Origin of the sequence: Flavihumibacter sp. CACIAM 22H1 (genome assembly GCF_001601815.1) — a bacterium.
Taxonomy (GTDB): domain Bacteria; phylum Bacteroidota; class Bacteroidia; order Chitinophagales; family Chitinophagaceae; genus Flavihumibacter.
In genome coordinates this window covers 36,806-61,071 of sequence record NZ_LUKG01000008.1, presented here as the reverse complement: position 1 = coordinate 61,071, position 24,266 = coordinate 36,806, and the positions used below count along the sequence as shown (strand labels likewise).

25 protein-coding genes and 1 tRNA gene are annotated in these 24,266 nt (G+C 45.0%); 14 read left to right on the top strand and 12 right to left on the bottom strand.

Features of this window, described 5'->3' with window-relative positions; all coding sequences use genetic code 11:
* Genes A1D16_RS04335 through A1D16_RS04325 form a run of 3 tightly spaced genes read right to left on the bottom strand, consistent with a single transcriptional unit; the run spans position 1 to position 2,045 of the window.
* Positions 1-567, bottom strand: coding sequence for a Maf family nucleotide pyrophosphatase (locus A1D16_RS04335; RefSeq protein WP_290708011.1), 567 nt, complete (start codon positions 565-567; stop codon positions 1-3).
* On the bottom strand, positions 567-1,499 hold the full coding sequence (locus A1D16_RS04330; protein ID WP_290708010.1) for a geranylgeranylglycerol-phosphate geranylgeranyltransferase: 933 nt from the start codon (positions 1,497-1,499) through the stop codon (positions 567-569). Before A1D16_RS04330 ends, A1D16_RS04335 begins: the two co-directional genes overlap by 1 nt.
* 24 nt (positions 1,500-1,523) lie before the next feature.
* Complete coding sequence (locus A1D16_RS04325) at positions 1,524-2,045, bottom strand: HAD-IIIA family hydrolase (RefSeq protein WP_290708009.1); 522 nt, start codon at positions 2,043-2,045, stop codon at positions 1,524-1,526.
* Positions 2,046-2,156: 111 nt separating this feature from the next.
* On the opposite strand from A1D16_RS04325, the gene A1D16_RS04320 reads away from it, so the two are divergent.
* The gene (locus A1D16_RS04320; protein ID WP_290708007.1) at positions 2,157-3,173 is read left to right on the top strand and encodes an SRPBCC family protein; all 1,017 of its coding nucleotides are present in this window, start codon (positions 2,157-2,159) and stop codon (positions 3,171-3,173) included.
* 1 nt (position 3,174) lies between these two features.
* Here the strand turns inward: A1D16_RS04320 and A1D16_RS04315 are convergent, their stop codons facing one another.
* A complete protein-coding gene (locus A1D16_RS04315) occupies positions 3,175-3,966 on the bottom strand; it encodes a F420-dependent NADP oxidoreductase (protein ID WP_290708006.1) in 792 nt (263 codons plus the stop codon).
* A 17-nt stretch (positions 3,967-3,983) separates the two neighbouring features.
* Here A1D16_RS04315 and A1D16_RS04310 point away from each other — a divergent pair, with 17 nt between their 5' ends.
* The gene (locus A1D16_RS04310) at positions 3,984-4,826 is read left to right on the top strand and encodes an alpha/beta hydrolase (protein WP_290708005.1); all 843 of its coding nucleotides are present in this window, start codon (positions 3,984-3,986) and stop codon (positions 4,824-4,826) included.
* Here A1D16_RS04310 and A1D16_RS04305 read toward each other — a convergent pair.
* Positions 4,823-5,482: a protein-L-isoaspartate(D-aspartate) O-methyltransferase gene (locus A1D16_RS04305; protein WP_290708004.1), complete on the bottom strand. Its 660-nt coding sequence runs from the start codon at positions 5,480-5,482 to the stop codon at positions 4,823-4,825. The two genes, A1D16_RS04310 and A1D16_RS04305, sit on opposite strands and share 4 nt — an antisense overlap.
* A 45-nt stretch (positions 5,483-5,527) precedes the next feature.
* The gene (locus A1D16_RS04300) at positions 5,528-7,252 is read right to left on the bottom strand and encodes a phospho-sugar mutase (protein ID WP_290708003.1); all 1,725 of its coding nucleotides are present in this window, start codon (positions 7,250-7,252) and stop codon (positions 5,528-5,530) included.
* Positions 7,253-7,349: 97 nt separating this feature from the next.
* Between A1D16_RS04300 and A1D16_RS04295 the strand changes: the two genes are divergently transcribed.
* A complete protein-coding gene (locus A1D16_RS04295; RefSeq protein ID WP_290708002.1) occupies positions 7,350-8,381 on the top strand; it encodes a DUF2279 domain-containing protein in 1,032 nt (343 codons plus the stop codon).
* On the opposite strand, the gene A1D16_RS04290 is transcribed toward A1D16_RS04295, so the two are convergent.
* Entirely contained in the window at positions 8,382-8,885 is a 504-nt protein-coding gene (locus tag A1D16_RS04290) for a phosphoribosyltransferase family protein (protein ID WP_290708001.1), read from the bottom strand.
* An 82-nt stretch (positions 8,886-8,967) separates the two neighbouring features.
* Between A1D16_RS04290 and A1D16_RS04285 the strand changes: the two genes are divergently transcribed.
* The 3 genes from A1D16_RS04285 to A1D16_RS04275 all read left to right on the top strand — a co-directional run bounded on the left by A1D16_RS04285 (position 8,968) and on the right by A1D16_RS04275 (position 11,779).
* Positions 8,968-10,284, top strand: a complete 1,317-nt coding sequence (locus A1D16_RS04285) for a (Fe-S)-binding protein (RefSeq protein ID WP_290708000.1) — start codon at positions 8,968-8,970, stop codon at positions 10,282-10,284.
* Positions 10,285-10,371: 87 nt separating this feature from the next.
* Positions 10,372-11,124 carry a glucose 1-dehydrogenase gene (locus A1D16_RS04280; RefSeq protein ID WP_290707999.1) on the top strand — a complete coding sequence of 251 codons (753 nt, stop codon included), beginning with the start codon at positions 10,372-10,374 and terminating at the stop codon, positions 11,122-11,124.
* A 16-nt stretch (positions 11,125-11,140) separates the two neighbouring features.
* Positions 11,141-11,779 carry an SGNH/GDSL hydrolase family protein gene (locus A1D16_RS04275; RefSeq protein ID WP_290707998.1) on the top strand — a complete coding sequence of 213 codons (639 nt, stop codon included), beginning with the start codon at positions 11,141-11,143 and terminating at the stop codon, positions 11,777-11,779.
* Here the strand turns inward: A1D16_RS04275 and A1D16_RS04270 are convergent.
* From A1D16_RS04270 to A1D16_RS04255, 4 genes are all read right to left on the bottom strand, one after another.
* Positions 11,731-12,231: a DinB family protein gene (locus A1D16_RS04270; protein ID WP_290707997.1), complete on the bottom strand. Its 501-nt coding sequence runs from the start codon at positions 12,229-12,231 to the stop codon at positions 11,731-11,733. The genes A1D16_RS04275 and A1D16_RS04270 overlap by 49 nt on opposite strands.
* A 103-nt stretch (positions 12,232-12,334) precedes the next feature.
* A complete protein-coding gene (locus A1D16_RS04265) occupies positions 12,335-14,023 on the bottom strand; it encodes a hypothetical protein (RefSeq protein WP_290707995.1) in 1,689 nt (562 codons plus the stop codon).
* Entirely contained in the window at positions 14,020-15,003 is a 984-nt protein-coding gene (locus tag A1D16_RS04260; RefSeq protein ID WP_290707994.1) for a hypothetical protein, read from the bottom strand. The genes A1D16_RS04265 and A1D16_RS04260 overlap by 4 nt, the downstream gene beginning before the upstream one ends.
* A gap of 172 nt (positions 15,004-15,175) precedes the next feature.
* A tRNA-Pro gene (locus tag A1D16_RS04255) sits at positions 15,176-15,249 on the bottom strand.
* A 116-nt stretch (positions 15,250-15,365) separates the two neighbouring features.
* Here A1D16_RS04255 and A1D16_RS04250 point away from each other — a divergent pair.
* Genes A1D16_RS04250 through A1D16_RS04215 form a run of 8 tightly spaced genes read left to right on the top strand, consistent with a single transcriptional unit; the run spans position 15,366 to position 22,883 of the window.
* Positions 15,366-16,631: a dihydroorotase gene (locus tag A1D16_RS04250; RefSeq protein WP_290707993.1), complete on the top strand. Its 1,266-nt coding sequence runs from the start codon at positions 15,366-15,368 to the stop codon at positions 16,629-16,631.
* Positions 16,628-17,149: a DUF4199 family protein gene (locus A1D16_RS04245; RefSeq protein ID WP_290707992.1), complete on the top strand. Its 522-nt coding sequence runs from the start codon at positions 16,628-16,630 to the stop codon at positions 17,147-17,149. The genes A1D16_RS04250 and A1D16_RS04245 overlap by 4 nt, the downstream gene beginning before the upstream one ends.
* A complete protein-coding gene (locus tag A1D16_RS04240; RefSeq protein ID WP_290707991.1) occupies positions 17,149-18,105 on the top strand; it encodes a glycosyltransferase family 2 protein in 957 nt (318 codons plus the stop codon). Before A1D16_RS04245 ends, A1D16_RS04240 begins: the two co-directional genes overlap by 1 nt.
* Positions 18,106-18,114: 9 nt before the next feature.
* Positions 18,115-19,245 carry a glycosyltransferase gene (locus A1D16_RS04235; RefSeq protein WP_290707990.1) on the top strand — a complete coding sequence of 377 codons (1,131 nt, stop codon included), beginning with the start codon at positions 18,115-18,117 and terminating at the stop codon, positions 19,243-19,245.
* Between the two features lie 9 nt (positions 19,246-19,254).
* Positions 19,255-19,830 (top strand): D-sedoheptulose 7-phosphate isomerase, encoded by a 576-nt coding sequence (locus tag A1D16_RS04230; protein ID WP_290707989.1) that lies wholly within the window; start codon positions 19,255-19,257, stop codon positions 19,828-19,830.
* Positions 19,830-20,384 (top strand): HAD family hydrolase, encoded by a 555-nt coding sequence (locus A1D16_RS04225; protein ID WP_290707988.1) that lies wholly within the window; start codon positions 19,830-19,832, stop codon positions 20,382-20,384. The genes A1D16_RS04230 and A1D16_RS04225 overlap by 1 nt, the downstream gene beginning before the upstream one ends.
* A gap of 29 nt (positions 20,385-20,413) precedes the next feature.
* Entirely contained in the window at positions 20,414-21,445 is a 1,032-nt protein-coding gene (locus A1D16_RS04220) for a hypothetical protein (RefSeq protein WP_290707987.1), read from the top strand.
* The gene (locus A1D16_RS04215; RefSeq protein WP_290707986.1) at positions 21,429-22,883 is read left to right on the top strand and encodes a flippase; all 1,455 of its coding nucleotides are present in this window, start codon (positions 21,429-21,431) and stop codon (positions 22,881-22,883) included. Before A1D16_RS04220 ends, A1D16_RS04215 begins: the two co-directional genes overlap by 17 nt.
* Here the strand turns inward: A1D16_RS04215 and lepA are convergent.
* The coding region (lepA, locus tag A1D16_RS04210; protein WP_290707984.1) for a translation elongation factor 4 at positions 22,867-24,266 on the bottom strand (1,400 nt) is incomplete at its 5' end. The two genes, A1D16_RS04215 and lepA, sit on opposite strands and share 17 nt — an antisense overlap.

Sequence of the window (24,266 nt, the reverse complement as noted above, 5' to 3'; positions counted from 1 at the left end):
TTAAAACACCTGATTTCGGAGGGTTTGAATAACCCTGCTCACCGGCAATCCCATCACGTTGTAAAAATCGCCGTGAATAGAATGAATTCCTATCACCCCGATCCATTCCTGTATGGCATAGGCGCCTGCCTTATCATACGGTTTATACCGATCTACATAATATTCCATTTCCGCCTTACTGATTGGATGAAATTGCACCCGGGTGCTATCCGCAAAAGACCATTCAGCCTCTCCTCTTTTTATCACTACCCCTGTAATTACCTGGTGTGTTTGTCCGGATAGCTGGCTCAATATATGAAGCGCATTTTCCCGGTCGCGGGGTTTACCAATAATTTCATTGTTCAATACTACGATGGTATCTGCTGCCAGTACCACCTGGTCCTTTCTTACTTCCTCCTGAATAATCCTTGCTTTTTCGCGCGCAATATAAACAGGCACTTCTTCAATAGGAAGACCTGCAGGATAGGTTTCGGCCGTTTCTTTTACCCTGATTTCAAAGGGTATCTCTGCCCATTCCAGTAATTGTTTTCGACGTGGCGATTGAGACGCCAGGATGATTTTTTCCATTACAAGTACCACTTAAAAAATACCATCGTTAAAATACCTGCCAGCATAATTGCTTTAACCAGGCTGCTGAGTTGATGGAAAGACTCGGCTTGTTTGGCCTTCTTGAGATCAATCAAAAATTTTACAATGGGAATCAATACAGCCAGCGCCGTATAAATAACACCCAACCACCAGCCTTTGAACAGGCCAATGACCTGTATTATAAGTAAGCTTGCCAGTAAAACAATGGTCCAGATAGCTATGAATACTTTACTGGCCGTTAAACCCCAAACAATGGGCATGGTTTTACAGCCATAACGGGCATCTCCTTCCCGGTCTTCCACATCTTTAACCACTTCCCTGATCAGCGAAATAATGAAGGCAAAGCCACTGTATAAGATCGCATATTTGAATACGTTTTTAAAACTGGCTATATAAGCAGGATCATCAAACAAACTAACCTGCATTTCCGCAAAATAAATAACCAGCACTACCCAGGCGGTGAGCAACGAAATTAAAATATTACCTACCAGTAACTGTTTTTTAAAGGTGGTGGAATAAAGCCATAGGAGAATAACACAGCCAAAATTCGCAAATCCTATGATCGGGTTTCTCAATTCCCAGGAAATATAAAAAGCCAGTACAATGCCAATACTCGATAATACAAAATGCCAGAAAATAGCCCAGCGACGGCTAATAAAGCGTTGCACTACAATGGCGTCTGGCTTGTTAACCTGGTCAATATTCAGGTCAAAATAGTCGTTGATAATATACCCTGCCGCAGCAATCAGAACGGAGGATATTACCAGTAGTTCAAATACCGGAAACGTTAGTTTAAGATTATGGCCAATCGTTGGTACCAGTATGCAGGTATAAAACAATACCTGGGTAACAACGATAAAGACCAGGTTCGGCCACCGCACCAATCGTAGAAATGCAGCTATCGTTTTCAAAAAATGAATTTAAATTGATTAAAACTATTTACTGGAAACAGTGGTATCTATTTGCCAGTCGCCCCGCAGTTTCATGATCTTTTCCAGGATATCTCTTACACAACCCTCGCCCCCTTTATAGGGGCTGATATAGGCAGATAGCTGTTTTATTTCTGCAGCTGCATCTGCCGGTGCACAAGGCAGGCCAACGAGTTGCATTGCTGCAAAATCTGGGATATCATCTCCCATAAACAAAATTTCTTCCCATTCCAGCGAATATTGCTGCCGGTAATTTTCCAGGATGGCTGTTTTGTTCTCTGCCCTTATAAATACATCCCGAATACCCAGTTTCTGCAGGCGTTCCCGAACTGCTTCGGATTGTCCGCCGGAAATAATTAGCAACCGATAGCCCTTTTTAACCGCCAGTTGCAGCGCATACCCGTCTTTTATATTCATGCGCCGGGCCATCTGGCCATCTTCCAGTAGTAACAAGGTACCGTCGGTAAGTACCCCGTCTACATCAAGGGCAATGGTGGTAATTTTTTTAAATCGGTCTAAAAGACTCATGATAAGTTGATTATTAGATAACCCCAGCAAATTCCGGAGGGCGAGCAAAACTACCGAAAGCGATGAATACAAGCAGGATTTTCACTACTTTAATAGTCCTAAAGCAAGTATATGAAAAAAGGGATCCGCATTTTGGTATGGATAGCCGGAATTGTGGCCGTTCTTCTGTTAATTGGAGCCTTTCTACCCGGTTCTGCAACAATTTCCCGCTCTACCTTAATCAAAACTTCTACCCCTGTTGTATATGGGGTGATCAGTGACTTAACCACGTATGATGCCTGGATGACCTGGAACCAGGTAGATACTGCCATGAAAAAAGAATTTGGGCCGGTTACCAAGGGCAAAGGAGCCTGGTATACCTGGTCGAGTGAGAACTGGAAAGTGGGAAAGGGTAAACTGGAAATTACCGACGTAGTACCTGATAAGTCGGTTACAACTGACCTGGTTTTTGGAAGTTCTGATGAGCCTACCCGTGCAAAATGGGACCTCACCGATTCCGCAGCGGGCACAAAAATAACCTGGACCTTAAATGCCGATCTGGGGCATAATCCGCTCAGCCGCTGGTTTGGGCTGTTTTTTGATAAAATGATGGGGCCGGATTTCGAAAAAGGCCTTGCCCAGCTTAAGCAAAAAATTGAATCCGGCGAGTTGAAACTGCAGGAACCCAAAATGACCCTGGAAGAAATTAATACGCCGGCCTTCCAGGCGCTTAGTATTTTGGATACCGCCGCGGTAATGTCTGAAATTGGCCCGGTTTTACAGAAAGCTTATGGCGAAATGGGACAATTGATTCAACAGTCACAACTCCAGATTTCGGGTGCCCCCCTCGCCTGGTATTTTACCGAAGGAGCGCCTTTTGTACTGGAAGCTGCCATCCCTGTAAACAAAGCCCCGGCTACAACCACGGGCAGAATAAAATGGAAATCTATTCCGGCAGGTAAAGCCGTAGTGGTTCACTATTATGGTCCTTATGAGGAAACACAGCTGGCCTATAAAAAGATCCAGGAGTGGCTGAAGGCTAATAATAAAAAAGCACGGGGTGCTTCCTACGATGTTTATATGGATGATCCTATGTCCAAAAAATCCATGTATGAGGTACGAACTGATATTATTCAGCCAGTTGAATAAGTCAGTCGCTTACCTGGCTTTTTAAGGAAATGATTTCTTCGGTCAGGTGCTCGTAGAGATCTTTCCAGTCGGGATGCGGATTCATACATTCCAGGTGTTTCCTTACAGTAAGCATATCCTCTCGCATAGCCGGACCGGTTTGCCACAAAAATGGATCGGCAGCACCGGGCTGCGGCATAGTTTGCAGCCTTAAGCCGGTTTCCCTGATCAGGGGTAATAAAAGATCAAAGGAAAGCCTGTTTTCCTGGCAAAGCCGGTAGGCAATGGAATACATTAGGTTGGGAAAATTATTTACCCAAACAGCACTCACGTGCATCTGTAAACGCTGTTTATCATTTACTACCTGGTACGAGGCATTCATCGACTGCACCAGTTCCTGCAGTAATGCCAGGTCGGCAGGCTGGCTGGCCTGCAGTAGGAAAGGAATTTCACCACTTACCGGGGCTTTTCCACGTAAGCTTTGCAGGGGGTATAAAATACCGGTTCGGTGTGAAATGCCGGCTATGGCAGCCATAGGAATGGTTCCTGCAGTATGCACTACAAATTTGTTCTCAAGTTTACCGTGTAGCAATAATTCAGGAATGGCTTTATCGGCAAGGGCAATAATATACAGGTCGGCATGCGGCGAAAGATCCGCATATCCTGCGATGTAGTCTGCCTGCAGGAGGTCTGCCAGCTTTCGGCCCGGTTCTTCCGTCCGGTTCATGACCTGCAGAATGGAATGGCCGGCTTTTACCAGCAGGCTGCCCAGTGATTGCGCAACATTTCCCGATCCTATCAAAACAATATTCATATCGTACTTTTGATGGTATGAAATTAGCACAAAAGCTGGCCCTGAATTACCTGCGGGCCAAATTGAATTTTACGGCTGTTTTCTCAAAACGAAAAGCAGCGGAAATGGCGTTTGAAATTTTTGCTACTCCTTTTCGGCGAAGCAGGAAAAAAGAAGCGCCTGTTTTTGAAAAGGCAGATCGCCTTTTTGTACAGGTGGAAGGAAAAAGAGTGGCAGTTTATCGTTGGAATAAAGGTGGGCTCCGCAAAGTGATGATCCTACACGGGTTTGAATCTTCCGCTATCAATTTTGATCGCTACATAAGCCCGTTTATTAAAAAAGGCTACGAGGTAATTGCTGCAGATGCCCCGGCGCATGGTGCTTCTGACGGTACCCAGATTACGCTTCCGCTTTATGTGAAAACAATTGCTGCTGTTTACAAAGAGCTGGGACCTGTTCACAGTTTTATGGCGCACTCTTTTGGTGGGCTGGCTGTTACGCATTTTTTAGAACAGGTACCGCATGATGAGCAGGTGCGGCTGGCACTGATTGCGCCGGCAACCGAAACAACCACCGCCATAAAAAGCCTCTATAAAATTCTGCAGCTCGATGAAAAAGTGCAGGAATGTTTCGAAGAAATTGTTCTTGAAAAAGGCGGGGTTGCTTCTTCCTATTATTCCATACCACGGGCCTTAGAACATATACAGGCGCAAATTGTATGGATCCACGACGAAGAGGATGATATCACGCCCCTGAAAGATGTAAAACCAATTATGAAAAAATCCCCTCCTAATATAGAGTTTATGATTACAAAAGGCTTGGGGCACCGGAAGATTTACCGCGAAAATAAAGTAGTAAAGAAAGTGGTGGAATTTCTTTAACTACCCTCGCGTCCGCCGAGCATGGGTACAAAGGAAAAATTATCAAACAGTTCTTCGGTATACCCGCCATCTGATTTTTTGGTGAGTCGAAGCATTCGCTGAACCGCGCCTTCTCCCAGAGGAATGACCATTTTTCCGCCTGTTTTCAGTTGGGCTACCAGTTTTTCCGGAATAAAGGGGGCCGCTGCCGTTATGATTACTTTGTCAAAGGGGGCATAAGTAGGTAATCCTTCAAAACCATCGCCATAAAAAAACTTAATATTCGGATATTTCTTAAGATAGCTGAATTGCTTATTGTGATCGAACAAAGCTTTCTGGCGCTCGATGGTATATACCTGCGCACCCATTTCTGCCAGTACACAGGCCTGGTAAGCGCTTCCGGTGCCAATTTCCAGCACTTTATCAAAGGGTTTGACCTCCAGTAACTGACTTTGATAGGCCACCGTATAGGGTTGAGAAATGGTTTGCCCTACGGCAATCGGGAAGGCTTTGTCTTCATAGGCTTTTTCATCAAAAGCTGAATCCAGGAAATAATGACGGGGCAAATGAAGAATGGCATCCAGTACACGCTCGTCTGTGATGCCTTTCTCCTTTAAAAGGTCAACTAATTTCTTGCGAAGTCCTTTATGCCGGTACGTATCTTCAAATCGTCTCATAAACGCCCGCAAGATATAGAAAATGCAGGTAAGCCGGTACGCGCCCTATAATTTCATATCAGTAATAATACCTTTAATACGACCATCCAGTTCCGCTTCTTTCGCAGCAAAGGAGGCAATGTCTGGTAAGCTGGTGAATACACTGAAGTAGAATTTTATTTTGGGCTCCGTACCACTTGGCCGGGCTGATATTTTACTGCCATCGGCAAGGATAAACTGCAACACATTGCTTTTGGGTAGGGCAATGGTCCACTCCTCTCCTGTCTGTAAGTTTTTTCCCTTTTGTAATTCATAATCGAGCAACTGCACCACTGCCGATCCGTTGATGGATAATGGCGGATTGGTGCGATACCCTTCCATCATGGCGGCTATCTGTTGCTGGCCGTCCATGCCTTTTTTGGTAATGGAAATCAGGTGCTCTTTATAATAGCCGTATTGTACATAAAGGTCAATTAGTTTTTGGTAGAGGCTTCTGCCCTTATCTTTTTCATAGGCTGCCATTTCACATAACAGGGCAACAGCACTTACTGCATCTTTATCGCGCAATTGAGACCCGATCATCAATCCATAACTTTCCTCCCCTCCTATGACATAATTTTCGGTTTCTTCTTTTTCCTTAATTAACTCTGCAATCCATTTGAAACCGGTTAATACATTATAACAGGAAATGCTATTTTGAGCGGCAATTTCATCGATCAGTTCGGTGGTAACAATGGTTTTTACAACCATGTCATTGGCTTTGGCCAGGCCTTTTGCTTTTCTTGCTTCAATCATATAATTGAATGCCAGCACAGCCGTTTGGTTACCGTTCATCAGCACCCAGTTACCCGCGCTGTCTTTTACGCCGATGCCTACCCGATCAGCATCAGGGTCGGTACCCAATAAAATATCAGCGTCTATTTCCTTCGCTTTCTTAAGGCCAAGCGCCATGGCGTCCGCTTCTTCCGGATTCGGGTAGTTGACGGTAGGGAAATTTCCATTCGGTTCACTTTGTTCCTCAACGATGGTAATATTGGTAAATCCAAAATCTGTTAATACATCCGGAACCAGTTTTATGCCGGTTCCGTGTATGGGCGTATATACAATTTTCAGGTCTTTCTGCCGCGCTATTACGTCGGGGTATACACTCAGGCTTTTTACCATCTTCCGGTATTCGGTATCCATGGCCTCACCGATCAGGGTAATATTCGCTTCTCCCCCCGACCATTTAACTTCATCTACCGAAGCAATTTTTTCCACTTCTTTTATCACGTTTTTATCGTGTGGTGGCACCAGTTGTCCCCCGTCGTTCCAATAAGCCTTATAGCCATTGTATTCTTTTGGGTTATGAGAGGCGGTACAAACCACACCGCCCTGGCAGCCCAGGGCACGGATACTGAAACTTAATTCAGGCGTTGGACGAAGCGCTTCAAACAGGTATACCTGAATACCGTTAGCGGCAAAAACATTTGCAGTGGTTTCGGCAAAAAAGCGGCTATTGTTCCGGCTATCGTGGGCAATGGCCACTTTTATAGCGGTTCCTGGAAAGCTTGCTTTCAGGTAATTGGCAAACCCCTGGGTAGCCATACCAACGGTGTATTTATTCATCCGGTTGGATCCCACCCCCATGATTCCGCGCAGTCCGCCGGTTCCAAATTCCAGGTTACGATAAAATGAATCGGCAAGTTCTGTAGGATTATTCTTTACTAATTGCTCTATACTGGCTTTTGTTTCGGCATCGTAATTACCGTTCAGCCACTGGTCCACTTTTGCTTGTATTGCTGCATCCATATAGTTCGCTTTTTTATCGGGGTTGAAGATATAGAATCTGAATGGAATCTGTTTAAGTGGTTAAAACGTATTTTTATGACTGAAATAATCTGAATTATTGGATAAGCCTGTATTTTATTATCGTTTATTGAATTGTATCCTGTGGTTATTATATCCTCTTCAGGTACTGTTTGCCCAAGCAGCCATTCCAACCAGGCCAGATAGTCTGGGGGGTAATTCTTTGCAGCCAAGTATCGATAGCAATGCCAGCCGCCCGTTGCAGGGAATTGCGGGCAGGTATGCGGTGGCTCCCGCTTCACGCAAATGGTGGGTGGCGGGTGGGCATGCAGCGGTTTGGACAGGCACTTATATTGCGCTGAATAAAGCCTGGTACGATGGGTATGAACGGCAGGGGTTTCACCTGTTTGATGATTCCAAAGAATGGAATCAACTGGATAAGGCCGGTCATACCTGGACCACCTATCAACTTGGCCGGATTTCCGGTGAGCTGTGGAAATGGTCGGGCCTCCGCCACTCTACCGCCGTATGGCTGGGAGGCGCCAGCGCTATGGCTTATCAGGGAATTATTGAATTGCAGGATGCCTATTCCGCCAAATGGGGCTTTAGCTGGTGGGATATAGCGGCGAATACCATTGGAGCTGCGGCCTATGTATCACAGGAACTAGGCTGGAAAGAACAACGGATCCAGATAAAAATGGGTTATTTCCCCTATTCCTACCCGTCAGATCTAAAAGCCCGTCAACAAGAATTATTTGGCAAAAGCTGGTCGGAACAAATCCTGAAAGACTACAATGGACAAACCTACTGGCTGAGTGCCAATATAGATCGATTTTTTCCAAAAGCAGGTTTTCCCAAATGGCTGAATATATCGCTGGGATATTCCAGCGACCTGATGCTGGGTGGTATGGAAAACAGGTGGATCTCCGAAGATGGTACTGAGGTTAACAGGAAAGACATTCAGCGTATCCGGCGTTATTATTTATCAGCCGACCTTGATCTAACCAGGATACCTACCCGAAAAAAATGGGTTAAAACGGTGTTCACCGCACTGAATGCCATAAAAATACCTGCTCCTGCATTGGAATTGAACAATGCTGGGGGTGTTCGATGGCATTGGATCCACCAGTAATTATTCTAGGTAAGCGCCGGTAATCTGGTCGGCGTCCACGGTTACATAAATATGATCCTGCAAAGTGGTGGCCAAACTTATTCCAACATAATCTGCCTTAACCGGGTAGGCTTTATGCGTGCGTTCCACCAGGGTCAGAATCTGTATCTTTTCCGGATGGTGGGCTAAAAAGGGTTGCAGGGCATACAAAATGGTTTTGCCACTGTTTGTTACATCATCTACCAAAACGATGGTACGGTTGGAAAAATTTAGTTCCCTGCTTAAGGAAATGGTAGTGGGGTGCCGTTTATCCAAACCAATTTCCAGGATTTCCGATTCGAGCCCGGCTATTTCCTGAATCAGCTTTGCCAGCAGCTTTGCCATTACCACTCCATTGTCTTTTATGCCTGCCAGGATAATGGGCTCCTTGGTTCCTATTAACTCTTCTGCCATTTCATAGGCCATGCGCTCCAGCTTTTTGGCGGCCGCCTGCGCATCCAGTATATATTTTCGATCTGTAGACATACTTGAAATTCAGGGCGAAAAATTACAACAAATCATTGAGCCGGGGAGAAATCACTTAATTTAGTTGAACAATACTGTTCTTATGCATTACCTGCAACAAATCGCCTTTGTATTGTTATTGCTTGCCGCTGTCTGGTTTTTTTCCCGCCAGGTGAAATTTATCCGTCGTAATATCCTGCTGGGAAAAGACGCCGATTATTCCGATCATCCGGAACTTAGGTGGAAGAACCTTTTGCTACTGGCATTCGGGCAAAAGAAAATGTTCAAAAACCCGTTGGTTGCCCTGCTGCATTTTGTAATTTATGCAGGCTTTGTGATTATTAACCTGGAAGTGCTTGAAATTGTGTTGGATGGACTGCTTGGCACCCATCGGTTGTTTACAGGTTTCCTGGGACTGGGCTTTTACCGGTTTCTTATTAATAGCTTCGAGTGGCTGGCACTTGGGGTACTGCTGGTTTGTATCGTTTTCCTGGCTCGCAGAAACCTGCTAAAACTGGGCCGGTTTATTTCAAAAGACCTGGATGGATGGCCTCGCTCGGATGCCAACTATATCCTCCTTACTGAAATACTGCTGATGTTGCTGTTTTTGACGATGAATGCTGCAGATACGCTGTTGCAGGAACGCGGAGTGGCGGCTTATGCTGCACACCCAACCGGGTCATTTGTAATTTCCTCTCTCCTGCACCCATTCCTTAATGGATACTCCGATCAAGTACTTGTTTTGTTGGAAAGAACCTGCTGGTGGTTGCATATTGCAGGCATTCTGGCTTTCCTGAATTACCTGCCCTTTTCCAAACACCTGCACATTTTGCTGGCATTTCCGAATGCCTATTATGCCCGGCTGGAAGTACAGGGCAAGATGAAAAATATGCCTTCTATCCAAAATGAAGTTATATATGCGATGCAACCCGAATTGGCTCCTACGGACGCTGCGGAAGCGCCTTCCTTCGGGGCCAAGGACGTAATGGAACTTAGTTGGCGGAATTTGCTGGATGCGTATAGCTGTACGGAATGCGGACGTTGTTCTGCAGCTTGCCCCGCAAATAGTACGGGCAAACTTTTATCGCCCCGTAAAATAATGATGGATACCCGAGACAGGCTGGAGGAAGTAGGAAAAAATATCGATAAAAACGGGCAATTTGTTGCCGACGGCAAAAGCCTGGTGCACGATTATATAAGTACAGAAGAACTACGTGCCTGTACAACCTGTAATGCCTGTGTGGAAGCATGCCCGGTAAGTATTAACCCGCTTGAAATAATTCTTGAACTGCGCCGCTCCCTGGTAATGGAAGCAAGTAATGCACCGCAGGAATGGAATGCCATGTTCTCCAACGTGGAAAATAATTTTGCTCCCTGGAAATTTAGTCCCGATGAGCGGGATGCCTGGATCAACAATTAACCATTTAGCTGATTTGAATAAAAGGGTGACTGATTCTGGTCACCTTTTTTGTTGCTATAGGTGGTTAGATTTATAAAAAATTGAGGTATGGCAATATTAGCAAACAAAGTGGCCATTGTTACCGGGGCAGGCTCCGGTATTGGCAGGGCAATAGCACTTGCGTATGCGAAAGAAGGTGCAAAACTGGTTGTATCGGATATAAATGAAGCAGGCGGACAGGAGACCCTAAGCCTCATTGCAGCTGCCGGCGGAGTAGCTAGTTTTTTCAAAGCAGATACGTCCTCTGCAGAAGATAACCGGCAACTGGTGGATAAAGCAATTCAGGAATACGGCGGATTACACATTGCCTGTAACAATGCGGGCATCGGAGGTCCGCTGGCTGCTACCGCCGACTACCCTATTGATGGCTGGAATAAAGTTATTGGTGTAAACCTGAATGGCGTTTTTTATGGCATGCATTTTCAGATTCAGGCGCTTTTAAAGAGCGGGGGTGGTGCCATTATTAATATGGCCTCTATCCTGGGTGCTGTGGGCACCCGTTTTTCCCCGGCATATGTTGCCGCAAAACACGGGGTACTTGGTTTAACAAAAGCGGCCGCCCTTGAATACGCCAACCAGGGAGTTCGGATCAATTGCATTGGACCGGGTTATATACGTACCCCACTATTGACCAATAACCTTGATGAGGCAACCCTTGAGCAGATTAAAGGCCTACATCCTATCGGAAGATTGGGAGATGCGGATGAAGTTGCCGAACTGGCACTCTGGCTAAGTTCCGATAAGGCTTCGTTTGTGACAGGCGCATATTATCCGGTGGATGGCGGCTATCTGGCACAATAAAGAATTACCGATATTTATGCCAAAACTGGCTATGATCCGTTATCTGGCACTGGGTGATTCTTATACGGTTGGTGAGCAGGTAACCCTCACGGAAAGCTTCCCTTATCAATTGGTACAAAGCCTTCGCTTAAAGGGCTGGGAAATAAATGCACCGGAGATCCTTGCAAAAACGGGCTGGACAACGGACGAATTGCTGGCCGGTATGGAATCTTTCCGGTTCCTACCTTCCTATGATTGGGTAAGTTTATTGATTGGTGTAAATAATCAATACCGGGGCTGGCCGATCGATACCTATGCAACCGAATTTGAGCAGTTGCTCCGGAAAGCCATTCAATTAGCAGGGGGCAAAAAGGAACGGGTGGTGGTATTGTCTATCCCGGACTGGGGGCATACTCCTTTTGCAGCAGATCGTAACCGGCAACAGATCAGTACTGAAATAAATGCGTTTAATCAAATTAATAAACAGCTTGCCGAAAAGCAAGCTGTTTATTATATCGACATTACCGAAGGCACCAGGGAGGCAGTTTCCGACCCGGCACTGGTTGCCCAGGACGGTTTACACCCTTCCGGCCTGGAATACCAACGGTGGGCGCGGTTCTTGTTTGATTACCTGTCCCCAAATGCCGGAGGTTCTATACCCAATGCCCGCAAGTAAACATAGCCCTGCCCGCGGTGGTGAATTTCATTATCTATCAGGTATTGAATAGTGCTGAAATTGGTGCCTTCATAGGCGCCAAAAGCTTTTTCCACTTTCAGGAAACGGGCTGGTTCTATAGCAGGCCAGTACGTATTCATTTCTTCGGTAATAGCGTCCCAATAATCGAGCAGTTCTTCTTTGGTGGTAGGGCGTTGAGCGCCGCCGGTATGATCTATAGGTACCCATTCCCCGGAAGCGATCCCTTTAACGCCAGGCCCAGCAAGGGTTGCCATTTCCATCACCAATTGAGAGAAAGGACGCATGCCTCCTATGGAAAACGTAAATAATTCTTTTTCCGGAAAAGCCAGGATGGTACGGCGGGTTAGGGCCCGATGCCCCTGCCAGTGTGTAAATAATTCCTGTGGACTAAGCAATTCGGCCATTACTGATTGATTTAATGTAGCATTCATGAAATAATGATTTAATGATGATACCACAAAGTAAACAGGCCGTATTGACAACAGTATGTCAGCAGGAAAATGCCCCCTGCATTTTTAGCAGACCGAGCTGGTTTTATTTGGGTTCAGGTAATGACAATGTGGTCATTTGCCGCTTATTTCCATAACACCTGCTACAGGATTTGTAGAGGGTTTGGTAATATCCGCCGGTTACTGTTTCTGTAATAACTTTCGACGTGTTTTGCCAGTACCCACCCACATAACTTGCATCGGTATAAGTAGTAACATTTTTAACATCCAGGGTGCTTTTCCTGGCCACATAATGCTGCTCGCTTTCTTTACCAGATCCGCTGCAAACCGGGCAGGCGCCATAAAACTGTGCCATAGTAAGGCGGCTTAAGGTTACCGTACCATCAGGAATGGAACGATTATCGGCCGTTACCCACCGATGTGTTTTCTCATCTAATTTAATCGGACTGGCCATTCCGTTTATAACCACAATATGGCCGGTTTCCAGTTTATTGTATTCGATGGTGGAGTTACCTTTCGCCAGGTTTCCATACGCCCATACACCTTTTGACTCCGTAGTTTTTGTTTGAAGAAATCCATCGCCGTGGTAAACACCATTCATCCAGTAGCCGCTGTAATAGGTTTCCGCACGAACACCCAATGCAAAGTTTTGGAGAGATTTGTGCCAGATATAAGTGCCATATCCTTCCTTTATAGTTCCATTCGGCAATACAATGGTGCCGGTGTAGGAAGTATAAAATCTTACACCATCTACACCTATTATCACGGTTGTTCCCACCAGCATAGAGTCACCATCGAACGTACCTACCCGGTAATTGCCGTTTTTGAATTGCTGAAATCCCGCACCCATTGGTTTACCAGCATTAAAGTAGCCGGTATACTCATATTCCATTTGCCCGGAAGCATCCATTTTTCTTAGACGTCCGAAATTCGTAGGTCTGCCTTCATTGTCGAGAGGTACGATATAGGCGTGTTGGGCATCGGGTTTGAACGCTACGGTACCTGCAACATCGCCCGGGTAAATTCCCGCTTTCTGGGGTTCAAAATAACGGCCGGAATGCCAGGCCTGGCGAGCCAGTTTTCCGTCCGGAAGTATTTTTTCCTGGTGCATATTCGTTATAGCAAAACCATGTGCCATGCCATTTCGGAATGAGCCCCGGAACAGTCCTTTACCTTCCATTCCTTTTTTCTGAAATTCAAAAACCACGTCGTCATTATTGGGAGAAGTAAGATCCTCCCCTGTTGTTAAAAGCGATGCTTCCATCAGCTCTACATTCAACTGCCCCTTTCCGGATGGTTTGGACTTTTTAAATTCTCCTTCATACCTTAAGGAATTCCAGAAAAACTGTTTCAGCATTGTTTTTCCAAACAGTACGATCCATTCAAACTCAGGTACCATATTTAATTCCACCGCAACCAATACCCCTTTACCGTTTAGCTCTCCGTTGGCGTATTGCCCATACTTTATCAGCTGTGGTTTCAGTTCCAAAACATTCTCCAGTTTTGGTTGTCCCGAATTGGTAAGTAGTAAAAAATCAACTTCGGTATATTGTTTATCGCTCCGGTAATAGGTGGGTTTATCATAAACCACTTCCATCGCTTCGCCTTCCAGTTTCCCGTTTTTAAAGTTTCCGACCAGGTATACAGCCCCCACCACGGCATTGGTATCGATCCTTAGCACCCCATAACCGTTAGCGCAATTGCCCTGAATGCATTCCTGCGCCTGCATGGTTACCGAATAAGCGAACAGGAGGATTAATAGTATCGTTCTCATAACAGTTGGCCATATTTTGTAGTGGTACCATTTTGTTTCAGGTCAATTACTTCGAGGTAACAGGCTTCGTTATTGACCAGGCTGGAAATGATGTATAGGTAGCGGTCGTTTAAATAGTACCAGTAATCGGTGTCAGGTACTGTCTTTAGAAAGCTTCTTGGATAGGTAGCCACCTGTTTTCCGGCTTTAAGGTCGTAGTGGTGGAAAGCGTCAAATCCCCTGTAGATCAGGTACCGGTTATCTGCAGAAAGGATCAGACCGGTTGTATATTCCGGCTTTACATCAAGGACCGCTTTTTTTGTCTGCAGATCAAAAAAACGGGTGGTCATAGCCTGCGTTCCCTGGCTAAAAAGCTGAACGGGCTGGCTGGATGGACTAAGCCCCAGTAAGGCATACCGTCCATCGGAAAGTATCTTTACTTCCAGTATAGAAAGTCCGCCTATTGCTGGCAGCTCTTCCCGGGGCTGTTGGCTGTCGCTTCCATCATCCGCAAAAGAATACAGGCTTTCCTTTGAAGCCATATAAAATCTATTATTGGTGGCACAACCGGTTATGATCAGTTTGCGATTGGCTTTCATTTCTTCGCTGACCAGCTTATAAATATTTTCCAGTTCCCGGATTTTTTTATACCTGCCTTGTGTGGAGGGGTCATATTCCAGCAACCAGATTTCATTGTTTCTTTTACCGCCCCGGCCCAGTACTTTGGTTCTTGTTCTTCCAAGTACATAAAAATATTCTCCTTTCGAAGTAGAAACCTGTTGAAAACCACCGTTGGTGAAGGTTTTTTCCGGCGCTACCTGTACCGCTGCCAGATTGGGTATATACCTTTTTTTGGAAGGCAGGTACCATGCATTAGCTCCCCTGAAAAAAACAACACTGTCGCCGGCTGGCATAAATGTGGGGTAATGGTGCTGGGCCGATAGGGCAACAGGGTAAATCAATACAAATAAAATACCTACATACCTTAGTAATTGCTTCATTCGGAACTGAATTATTGATAAGAATGCTGGAAAATTTTAGTGTTAACGAAAGGCTTTTCTGTTCTGGTACAAATTGCGGCATTTTTAATTTGCGCAAAAGATGGAGACCTGTGTCCGAACGCCTGTGTAAGGCAATAAAAAAAGGCAGCATTGCTGCTGCCTAAACGTTTCGTCGGGACGACTGGATTCGAACCAGCGACCTCTTGCACCCCATGCAAACGCGCTACCGGGCTGCGCTACGTCCCGAAACCTGCAATTCATTAAAGCTCAAGGCTTTTTAAATTGTGGGGTGGCAAAAGTACACTAAAATTTGATTTCACAAAAATGAAATAACAATGCTAATTTCGCAGCATTCTACGCTGATGAAACACTTATTACAACAGGTTGTTATCAACGATCCACGCTCCTCCTTCAATGGTTCCCGACAAGATATTTTAATCCAGGATGGAAAAATTGCCGCTATAGGACAGCAACTTGCTGCCGATGACGCAGAATTGATCCGGATAGATGGCTTACAGGTAAGTCCGGGCTGGGTGGATCCTTTTGCGCATTTTAATGACCCCGGTGCTGAACATAAGGAAACCCTGGAATCCGGTGCCGCTGCCGCTGCAGCTGGCGGGTTTACGCAGGTATTTGTTATTCCTAATACTAAACCTGCTATCGACGCCAAAACGCAGGTAGAGTATGTGATGGCAAAAGCAGACAGGTTATCCGTGCGTATTCACCCCCTGGGTGCCCTCACTAAAAACACAGAAGGTAAAGAGCTGGCTGAAATGTATGATATGAAGGCCAGCGGAGCTATCGCCTTTACAGATGGGCTGAAACCGGTACAATCGGCCGGTTTGCTCGTAAAAGCGCTGCAGTATGTCAAAGCTTTTGGCGGACTGGTTATACAGGTTCCGGACGATACCAGCCTGGCTCCCCAAGGGCTCATGAATGAGGGCATCGTATCAACCCGTCTTGGCTTGCCCGGTAAACCGATGATGGCTGAAGAACTAATGGTGGCCCGTGATATAAAATTAGCCCGCTATACCGGAAGCCGCTTGCATTTTACTGCAGTAAGCTCTGCTAAATCATTGGAGTATATCCGGAGAGCCAAAGAAGGTGGAATAGATATCACCTGCTCGGTTACCCCGTATCACCTTTATTATTGTGAAGAGGACCTGCTTCAATACGACACCAACCTGAAAGTAAATCCTCCGCTCAGAACCGCGGCAGACAGGGCTGCCCTGCGCAAGGCCCTGGCCGATGGATTGATTGATGCCATTGCCACCCATCACCAACCACATGATTACGATGCCAAAATTCTTGAATTTGAATATGCCAAATTCGGCATGATTGGCCTGGAGTCGGCTTTTGGCGTGGTACAGCAAGCAGTACCGGAGTTAAACCAGGAGCAATTGGTACGCCTTTTTTCTATTAATGCCAGGAATATATTCGGTCTGCCCGCAGCTGTTATTGAAACCGGCGTTACAGCCGACCTTACCCTGTATTTACCCCAGGCGAGCTATACATTTACTGAAAAAGATATCCGTTCCAAATGCGCTAACAGTCCGTTTATCGGGCATACGCTCAGCGGAAAAGTAGTGGGTACTATTTTAGGAACAAAACTCAGTTTGAACCTTTGAAAACAATTTACGCTTCAGCCATAACTACCGGAGTAATTTTAGGCCTGCTCTTTACAGGTCTTTTATTTTTCAGCTGGCAGCTCGGTATCGATCAAATGGTGGCATTTCACAAGTACTATGCGCTGTTACCGCTTGTTTTTCTGACTGTACTGGGTGCCGCTTATTGGGTACAGCATCGGAATAACTGGTCGATCGATTGGAAATTGGTTATCCGATTTGCTTTCCTGAGTTATATCCTTTTTGAAATTTTTTATGCAATTGCCAATTATTTGCTGTTTGACATAGTTGATCCTTCCGCCTATCTTCGTATGGTTGATACCCTTAATAAAGAAGATGTAGAAAGGCTGAGAGCCGGAAATGCACCAAAGGAAAAAATTGAGGAACTTATTAAAATGGGAGAGTACGCCAAGCAACCCATTACCTGGATCCAGCGGCTGGTTGGAATAGGACAAAATCTGATCCTTGATTTTATAAAATCTTTTCTTATCGGGTTCATCATAAAACAGGTAAAACGCTAATGCAACCACTAGATATTTCAATAGTAATTCCTTTATTGAACGAAGAGGAATCCCTTCCCGAATTAACGGACTGGATTGCCCGCGTTATGCTTCAAAATGGATACAGCTATGAAATAATCCTAATTGATGATGGCAGTACAGATGGTTCCTGGGAGGTGATTTCCCAGCTAAGTCAAAGCCATCCCGATCGTATTAAAGGCATAAAATTTCAGCGCAATTATGGCAAATCTGCCGCCCTGAACGAAGGCTTTAAAGCAGCACAGGGAGAAGTGGTGATTACCATGGATGCTGATTTGCAGGACTCTCCCGATGAAATTCCCGGGCTTCGGGCCATGATTCTGGAACAAGGTTTTGACCTGGTAAGCGGCTGGAAGAAAAAACGCTATGATAATGCGCTGACCAAAAACCTGCCCTCTAAATTCTTTAATGCCGCTACCCGGCGGGTTTCAGGCATCTACCTGCATGATTTTAATTGCGGATTAAAAGCCTATAGAAAAAAAGTAGTGAAAAGTATTGAGGTTTATGGCGAAATGCACCGCTATATTCCGGTAATTGCAAAATGGTCGGGCTTCCGCAGAATTGGTGAAAAAGTCGTAGAGCATCGGGCCAGGAAATACGGCGTAACCAAATTTGGGTTAGACCGTTTTGTGAATGGTTTTCTCGACCTGGCCTCCATCACCTTTGTGGGCAAATACGGCAAACGGCCCATGCATTTTTTCGGTCTTTGGGGCAGCCTTTGTTTTTTTATCGGCCTGTTATCCATTTCTTACCTGATAATTGCAAAAATTGTAAACCCGGAAGTCAGTTTGAGTAACCGTCCTCCATTTTATATTGCACTTACCGCCATGGTTATCGGAACGCAATTGTTTTTGGCAGGCTTCCTGGGTGAGCTGATTGCGAGAAATTCGCCCGGCCGAAACCATTACCTGATTGAGGAAAAGCTTGGGCTGGGTTAATCCTTTCTGATGCCGCTACACATAATCATACTGGGGCCTGCACATCCTTTTCGGGGAGGAGGTATAACTACCTTTAACGAACGCATGGCAAGAAGCCTGCAGGAAGCTGGTCATCGGGTTGAAATACTGAATTTTACTGTTCAATACCCCTCTTTTCTGTTCCCCGGTAAGTCGCAGACTACTTCGGAACCTGCGCCGGCAGATTTGCAGATTGTTCAGAAACTGCATTCTATGAATCCATTGAATTGGTTTAAAACCGGCCGCTACCTGCGTACCCAAAAACCCGACCTGATATTGGTCAGATACTGGCTGCCTTTCATGGGGCCTGCATTTGGTACCGTGTTAAGGCAGGTGCGCAAAAACCACCACACCAAAGTAATAGCCATAACTGATAATGTATTGCCTCATGAAAAACGCCCCGGCGACCGGCTTTTTACCCGCTATTTTTTACCCGCCTGCGATGCCTTTATTACCATGAGTGCCAAAGTGGAAAAAGATTTACAGTTATTCCATACCAATAAGCCGATTCTTACTCTCCGCCATCCGCTGTATGATAATTTTGGCGCTATCCTGGATAAGGAAACGGCTTGTGCGGAACTGGGAATTGATCCCAATCAGAAGATCCTGCTTTTTTTCGGGTTTATTCGCAATTACAAGGGACTTGACCTGCTTTTCAGAGCAGTTTCCTTATTGAAGGAAGAGCGTATACTGTTGCTGGTAGCAGGTGAATTTTACGAAGATCCCGACCTGTACAAAAAGCTGTTGAAAGAACTTCAAATAGAAAAAAACACCGTACTGGTCAATGAGTTTATTCCCTCCGATAAAGTAAAATACTATTTCAGCGCTGCCGACCTGATAGTGCAGCCCTATCGGAATGCTACCCAAAGCGGGGTTACACCCCTGGCCTATCATTTTGAAAAACCCATGGTGGTTACCAATGTAGGCGGCCTTCCGGATTATGTGGAACCGGGTAAAACCGGTCTTATTGCAGAGCCAGACCCCGTATCCATTGCCGCAGCTATCAAAGCGTTTTTTGAATTTGGAGAAGACCATTTTACCCCGCAAATTCGTGAAAAGAAAAAAGAACTTAGCTGGTCTAATTTTGTTAGTCAGATCAGTGAATTATATGCTGGTTTATAAATGAATCGTATGAAAGACAGTATCCAATCCTGTATAGAAGCATCCATTCAGGTAAAAAAAAGCATCCTGGAAGATGGCAGTTTCCTGGCAAAAACAGAAGACGCCGTTGCATTGATCCTAACCGCTTTCAGGAATGGTAAGCGGGTTTATTTCTGTGGAAATGGCGGAAGTGCGGCCGATGCACAGCACCTTTCAGCAGAACTAAGCGGCAGGTTCTACTTAAATCGGAAAGCCCTTCCCGCAGAAGCGCTGCATTGCAACACTTCTTACTTAACAGCAGTAGCCAATGATTTTGGGTATGAAGAAATTTATGCCCGCCTGGTAGAAGGAATGCTGGAACCCGGCGATGTGTTAGTAGGGTTTTCCACATCAGGAAACTCGCCGAATATTGTAAAGGCCTTTGAAACCGCACGATCCCGTGCTATATCCACCATTGGTTTTACCGGTGCCGGCGGCGGAAAATTAGCACCCCTGAGCGATATCCTGCTAAACGTACCGTCAAACGATACACCCCGGATTCAGGAAAGCCATATTATGATAGGTCATATTATTTGTCAGTTAGTAGAAGCTCAATATTTTGCCTGATGGATTGGTTAACACCGGATAAAAGCTGGACTCTTTTTTTGGATCGGGATGGGGTTATTAACCACGAGAAGTACCAGGATTATATTTATCGACCCGAAGAGTTTTCCTTTTACGAAGGAGTGCCGGAAGCAATGAAAATCTTTCGCCAATTATTTGGAAGATTGATTTTAGTAACCAATCAGCGCGGGGTAGAAAAGGGATTGATGACGGTACAGGACCTGGAAGATGTTCATAGCCATATGCAACAGGAACTCGGAAATTGGAATGCTGCGCTGGATGCCATTTATTTCTGCAGCTCTTTGGATGATAACCATCCCAACCGCAAACCCCAGCCTGGTATGGCATTGCTGGCGAAAGAGGATTTTCCCGAAATCGATTTTAACAAATCCATAATGGTAGGAAATAACCTGAGTGATATGTACTTTGGAAGGAATGCCGGCATGAAAACCGTATTTGTTCAAACCACGCATCCGGAACTACCCCTACCCCACCCTGCTATTGATTTGGCTTGCAAGGACCTGTTAAATTTTGCTATTTTGTTGAAGCCGGAATGAAAATGGTAACTTAGCCGGGTCTGAAAAATATGAAAAAACTGATTTTACTAGCGATCCTGCTGATGGGTATTGGGCAGGTACATGCACAAGAACTTACCAATTTGCAGCGCAAAGAACTGCAAAGCCGGGAAGATAGTCTGAAGATCTATGCGGACAGCATGATTAATGCGCTTAGCCCCGGAAAGCGATTTTTAAGCGATAGTAATTTTGTAAGAATGCTGGTGCGATCTCTACGGATCCCCCATTCATTTTACTACCCTTTTGATTCGCTCCAAAGCATTTCACGGATATATGCACCCGATAGTAGCTTCCGGATCTTTACCTGGCAATTGAAAAAGGATGAATATTTTTATTACCAGAAAGGGGCCATTCAAATGCGCACACCGGATGGGTCCTTGCGCTTGTATCCACTTTTTGATGCCTCGATGTTTACCGCCAAACCCCTGGATTCCGTACGCAGTCGGAATAACTGGATCGGTGCTATTTATTATAAAATAATTCAAAAAACCTGGCAGGGTAAAAATTATTATACACTGTTGGGCTTTGATGGTTATACAGTAGGCAGTAATCGCAAATGGATGGAAGTACTGACTTTTAATGATAAGACAGGTGAGCCACAGTTCGGAGGACCATTTTTCAATCTAAAACACGATACCTCTTCCAAGCAACAGGTCTTAAACAGGTTTGTAATTGAATATAAAAAAGAAGCAAGTACTACGTTTAACTATAACAGTGAACTGGATATGGTTATTGTAGATCACCTGATTTCTGAAACAGAGGAGCCACATCGTCCGGAAACCTATATTCCCGATGGAGATTTTGAAGGGTTTCAATGGAAACAAGGCATTTGGGTGCATGTACCCAAAGTGTTTACAGAAGTGCCGGATGAATTTAAGAAAGTAGATCCATTTTTGGGAAATGCCCCTACAGACGATGCTATACGTGATAAAGACGGAAGTATTAACGAAAAAAAGCTGGAAGAACGTTCCCGGAAAAATATAGAAAAAGCTGCGGAAAAAGAGAAACCAAAACCTAAAAAACCGGGTGGCGGACAACAATAATAAAATACCGTTCAGGCAGTTGTTGCTGCAGTACAGTAATACTGCGCTGAATATTATTTTTCCACTGGTTCTTTTCCCCTACATGACCCGTACCCTTGGGCCAGAGGGGTATGGCATCATCGGCTACTACGAATCATTGCTTTCTATTGTAGCCATCCTTTCCTCTTTTGGCGTACAGTATTTTGGGTTGAAGCAGTTAAGTAAATCGGCCATTGGTGCCGTAGACCAGGCGAATACCGTATTACACCTGCTATTGATTAATATAGTAATGGCTGTAGCAGGTATGTTGGTATACCTGGTATACGTTTTTAGCAGACCGATGCAGGAAGGGCTTGCCCCCATTACCTTCTTATATGCCTGGGCAATGTTGATTTATATCATTCATCTCGACTGGTATTTTCAATCGCAGGAAAAATTTAAGCTGATATTTATCCGAACTTTTATTGCCCGGCTATTTGTACTGATTGCCGCTTTTGTTTTCGTTCGAAAACCTGCCGACCTGATCTATTATATCCTCATCTCCGCTATCAATTATACGTTTATTGCCGGCTTTGCCATCTGGAAAATAAAGCCCTTATTTGCTCAATGGAAATGGGATCCTCAACTTTTCAAAACCCTTATCAAGTCATTATGGCCATTTGCCATTCTTGGTTTTTTAGGCTTGTTTTATTTTTCCTTTGATACGATCCTCCTGGCCAGGATCGGTCCACTGAAAGAAGTGGGCTATTATGCGGTAGCAGCTAAAATTGTACGAATTGGTCTTAACGTGTTTACGGGTGCTTCCGTGGTGTTTTTTGTGAAACTATTCAGATCGGATATTAGCCAGCAACTACAGGCAGATAGTTTATTAATGACGATTCATTTGAGTTTTCCAATAGCTGCCATTCTATTCTTTTTTGCGGAACCGGTAATCTTGTTTATTTCCGGCAATAAATACCTTCCTTCCGTTGAGCTCTTGCAGATTTTTTCTTTGTTGTGGTTGATCGTTCCTTTCCATTATTTTTTCAACCTGCAGGTGTTCATGGTCAATAATAAAGAATGGTTGATCCTTCGGATTTTCCTGGTGGCAAGCGTTCTTTCGCTGTTGTTAAATATTGTGCTGATTCAGTACTGGCAATCGGTTGGCGCCGCCTGGGCCATTGTTTTAACGGAAGCTGTGGTGCTGGCATCCTTTATTGCTTTTTCCAGGGGATTGTTTCGGCTTCATAAACCACAGCTGCTTGAAATAATAGCCGTACTGGCTGTATTTCCAATTGCTTACCTGGTCTATCAGGTCAGCCATCGTTTCATTAACAATCATCTTATGCAGCTTATGGCGGGTACCCTTATAACGCTGCTGTTACATGTGCCCATCCAATACTTCTTATTCAGAAGTAGCTTTTGGCGGAATGTAAAAAAGGCATTGCCCTGGCAAAAAGGCCCTAATCATCCAGTTTAAGCACAGCCAGGAAAGCTTCCTGGGGTACTTCTACCGAACCGATCTGGCGCATCCGTTTTTTTCCTTCTTTTTGTTTTTCCAGCAGTTTGCGTTTACGGCTGATATCGCCCCCGTAACACTTGGCGGTTACGTCTTTTCGCATTGCACTGATATTTTCACGTGCTACAATCTTAGCCCCGATCGCTGCCTGTATGGCAATCAGGAACTGCTGCCTTGGTAAGAGTTCTTTTAATTTTTCACAAAGCTTTCTTCCAAAATCATTGGCCCGGCTACGATGGATCAATGCACTTAATGCATCTACACGTTCCTGGTTCAATAAAATATCCATTTTTACAATATCTGCTTCCCTGTAACCAATGGGATGGTAGTCAAAAGATGCATATCCTCTTGTCTGGCTTTTCAGCTTGTCGTAAAAATCGAATACAATTTCGGTAAGGGGCAATTCAAATATCAATTCCACCCTGGTTTGGGTAAGGTAACTCTGGTTTACCAGGATACCCCGCTTACCAAGGCAAAGGGTCATAATATTGCCGATATAATCAGGCTTTGTAATTATTTGCGCTTTGATATAGGGCTCTTCAATCCGGTCAATGCGGCTTGGATCCGGCATTTCAGTAGGATTGTTTACGATTACCTTATCGCCTTTGCTGGTATAAGCGATAAAACTTACGTTGGGAACGGTGGTTATAACCGTTTGGTTGAATTCCCGCTCCAGCCGCTCCTGAATAATTTCCATGTGCAGCATTCCAAGAAAACCGCATCGGAATCCAAATCCCAGGGCCTGTGATGTCTCTAACTCATAGGTTAGGGACGCGTCGTTTAATTGCAGTTTATCCATGCATTCTCTCAGCTCCTCGAACTGATCGGTTTCTACCGGGAAAATGCCGGCAAATACCATCGGTTTCACTTCTTCAAACCCTTTAATCTGATTGGGCGTTGGATGCTGCGCTAGAGTAATGGTATCCCCTACTTTTACTTCTTTGGCGTTTTTTATTCCCGTAATAATATACCCCACATCACCTGCTGAAACTTCCTTTTTTTCAGTCATTTTCAACTTCAGGATCCCGATTTCATCGGCAAAATATTCCTGGTCAGTTGATACGAATTTTACTTTATCGCCTTTGCGGATGGTTCCGTTCATGATCCGGTAATACACAATAATGCCCCGGAAGCTGTTAAAAACGCTGTCAAAGATCAAGGCCTGAAGCGGCGCCTGCGGATCCCCTACCGGAGCAGGAATGCGTTCTACGATTGCATCCAGGATTTTATCAACCCCCAGGCCGGTTCTGCCGCTTGCCAACAAAATATCTTCCGGTTTACAGCCGATCAGCTCAACAATCTGGTCCTTTACTTCCTCAATCATTGCCCCATCCATGTCTATTT

Coding starts and splice junctions, on each gene's coding strand:
- A1D16_RS04275 (WP_290707998.1), top strand. CDS start 11,141: ATGCCAAAACTGGCTATGATCCGTTATCTGGCACTGGGTGATTCTTAT.
- A1D16_RS04285 (WP_290708000.1), top strand. CDS start 8,968: ATGCATTACCTGCAACAAATCGCCTTTGTATTGTTATTGCTTGCCGCT.
- A1D16_RS04220 (WP_290707987.1), top strand. CDS start 20,414: ATGAAAAAACTGATTTTACTAGCGATCCTGCTGATGGGTATTGGGCAG.
- A1D16_RS04265 (WP_290707995.1), bottom strand. CDS start 14,023: ATGAGAACGATACTATTAATCCTCCTGTTCGCTTATTCGGTAACCATG.
- A1D16_RS04250 (WP_290707993.1), top strand. CDS start 15,366: ATGAAACACTTATTACAACAGGTTGTTATCAACGATCCACGCTCCTCC.
- A1D16_RS04305 (WP_290708004.1), bottom strand. CDS start 5,482: ATGAGACGATTTGAAGATACGTACCGGCATAAAGGACTTCGCAAGAAA.
- A1D16_RS04270 (WP_290707997.1), bottom strand. CDS start 12,231: ATGAATGCTACATTAAATCAATCAGTAATGGCCGAATTGCTTAGTCCA.
- A1D16_RS04320 (WP_290708007.1), top strand. CDS start 2,157: ATGAAAAAAGGGATCCGCATTTTGGTATGGATAGCCGGAATTGTGGCC.
- A1D16_RS04230 (WP_290707989.1), top strand. CDS start 19,255: ATGAAAGACAGTATCCAATCCTGTATAGAAGCATCCATTCAGGTAAAA.
- A1D16_RS04260 (WP_290707994.1), bottom strand. CDS start 15,003: ATGAAGCAATTACTAAGGTATGTAGGTATTTTATTTGTATTGATTTAC.
- A1D16_RS04310 (WP_290708005.1), top strand. CDS start 3,984: ATGAAATTAGCACAAAAGCTGGCCCTGAATTACCTGCGGGCCAAATTG.
- A1D16_RS04280 (WP_290707999.1), top strand. CDS start 10,372: ATGGCAATATTAGCAAACAAAGTGGCCATTGTTACCGGGGCAGGCTCC.
- A1D16_RS04235 (WP_290707990.1), top strand. CDS start 18,115: ATGCCGCTACACATAATCATACTGGGGCCTGCACATCCTTTTCGGGGA.
- A1D16_RS04325 (WP_290708009.1), bottom strand. CDS start 2,045: ATGAGTCTTTTAGACCGATTTAAAAAAATTACCACCATTGCCCTTGAT.
- A1D16_RS04290 (WP_290708001.1), bottom strand. CDS start 8,885: ATGTCTACAGATCGAAAATATATACTGGATGCGCAGGCGGCCGCCAAA.
- A1D16_RS04300 (WP_290708003.1), bottom strand. CDS start 7,252: ATGGATGCAGCAATACAAGCAAAAGTGGACCAGTGGCTGAACGGTAAT.
- A1D16_RS04315 (WP_290708006.1), bottom strand. CDS start 3,966: ATGAATATTGTTTTGATAGGATCGGGAAATGTTGCGCAATCACTGGGC.
- A1D16_RS04335 (WP_290708011.1), bottom strand. CDS start 567: ATGGAAAAAATCATCCTGGCGTCTCAATCGCCACGTCGAAAACAATTA.
- A1D16_RS04225 (WP_290707988.1), top strand. CDS start 19,830: ATGGATTGGTTAACACCGGATAAAAGCTGGACTCTTTTTTTGGATCGG.
- A1D16_RS04240 (WP_290707991.1), top strand. CDS start 17,149: ATGCAACCACTAGATATTTCAATAGTAATTCCTTTATTGAACGAAGAG.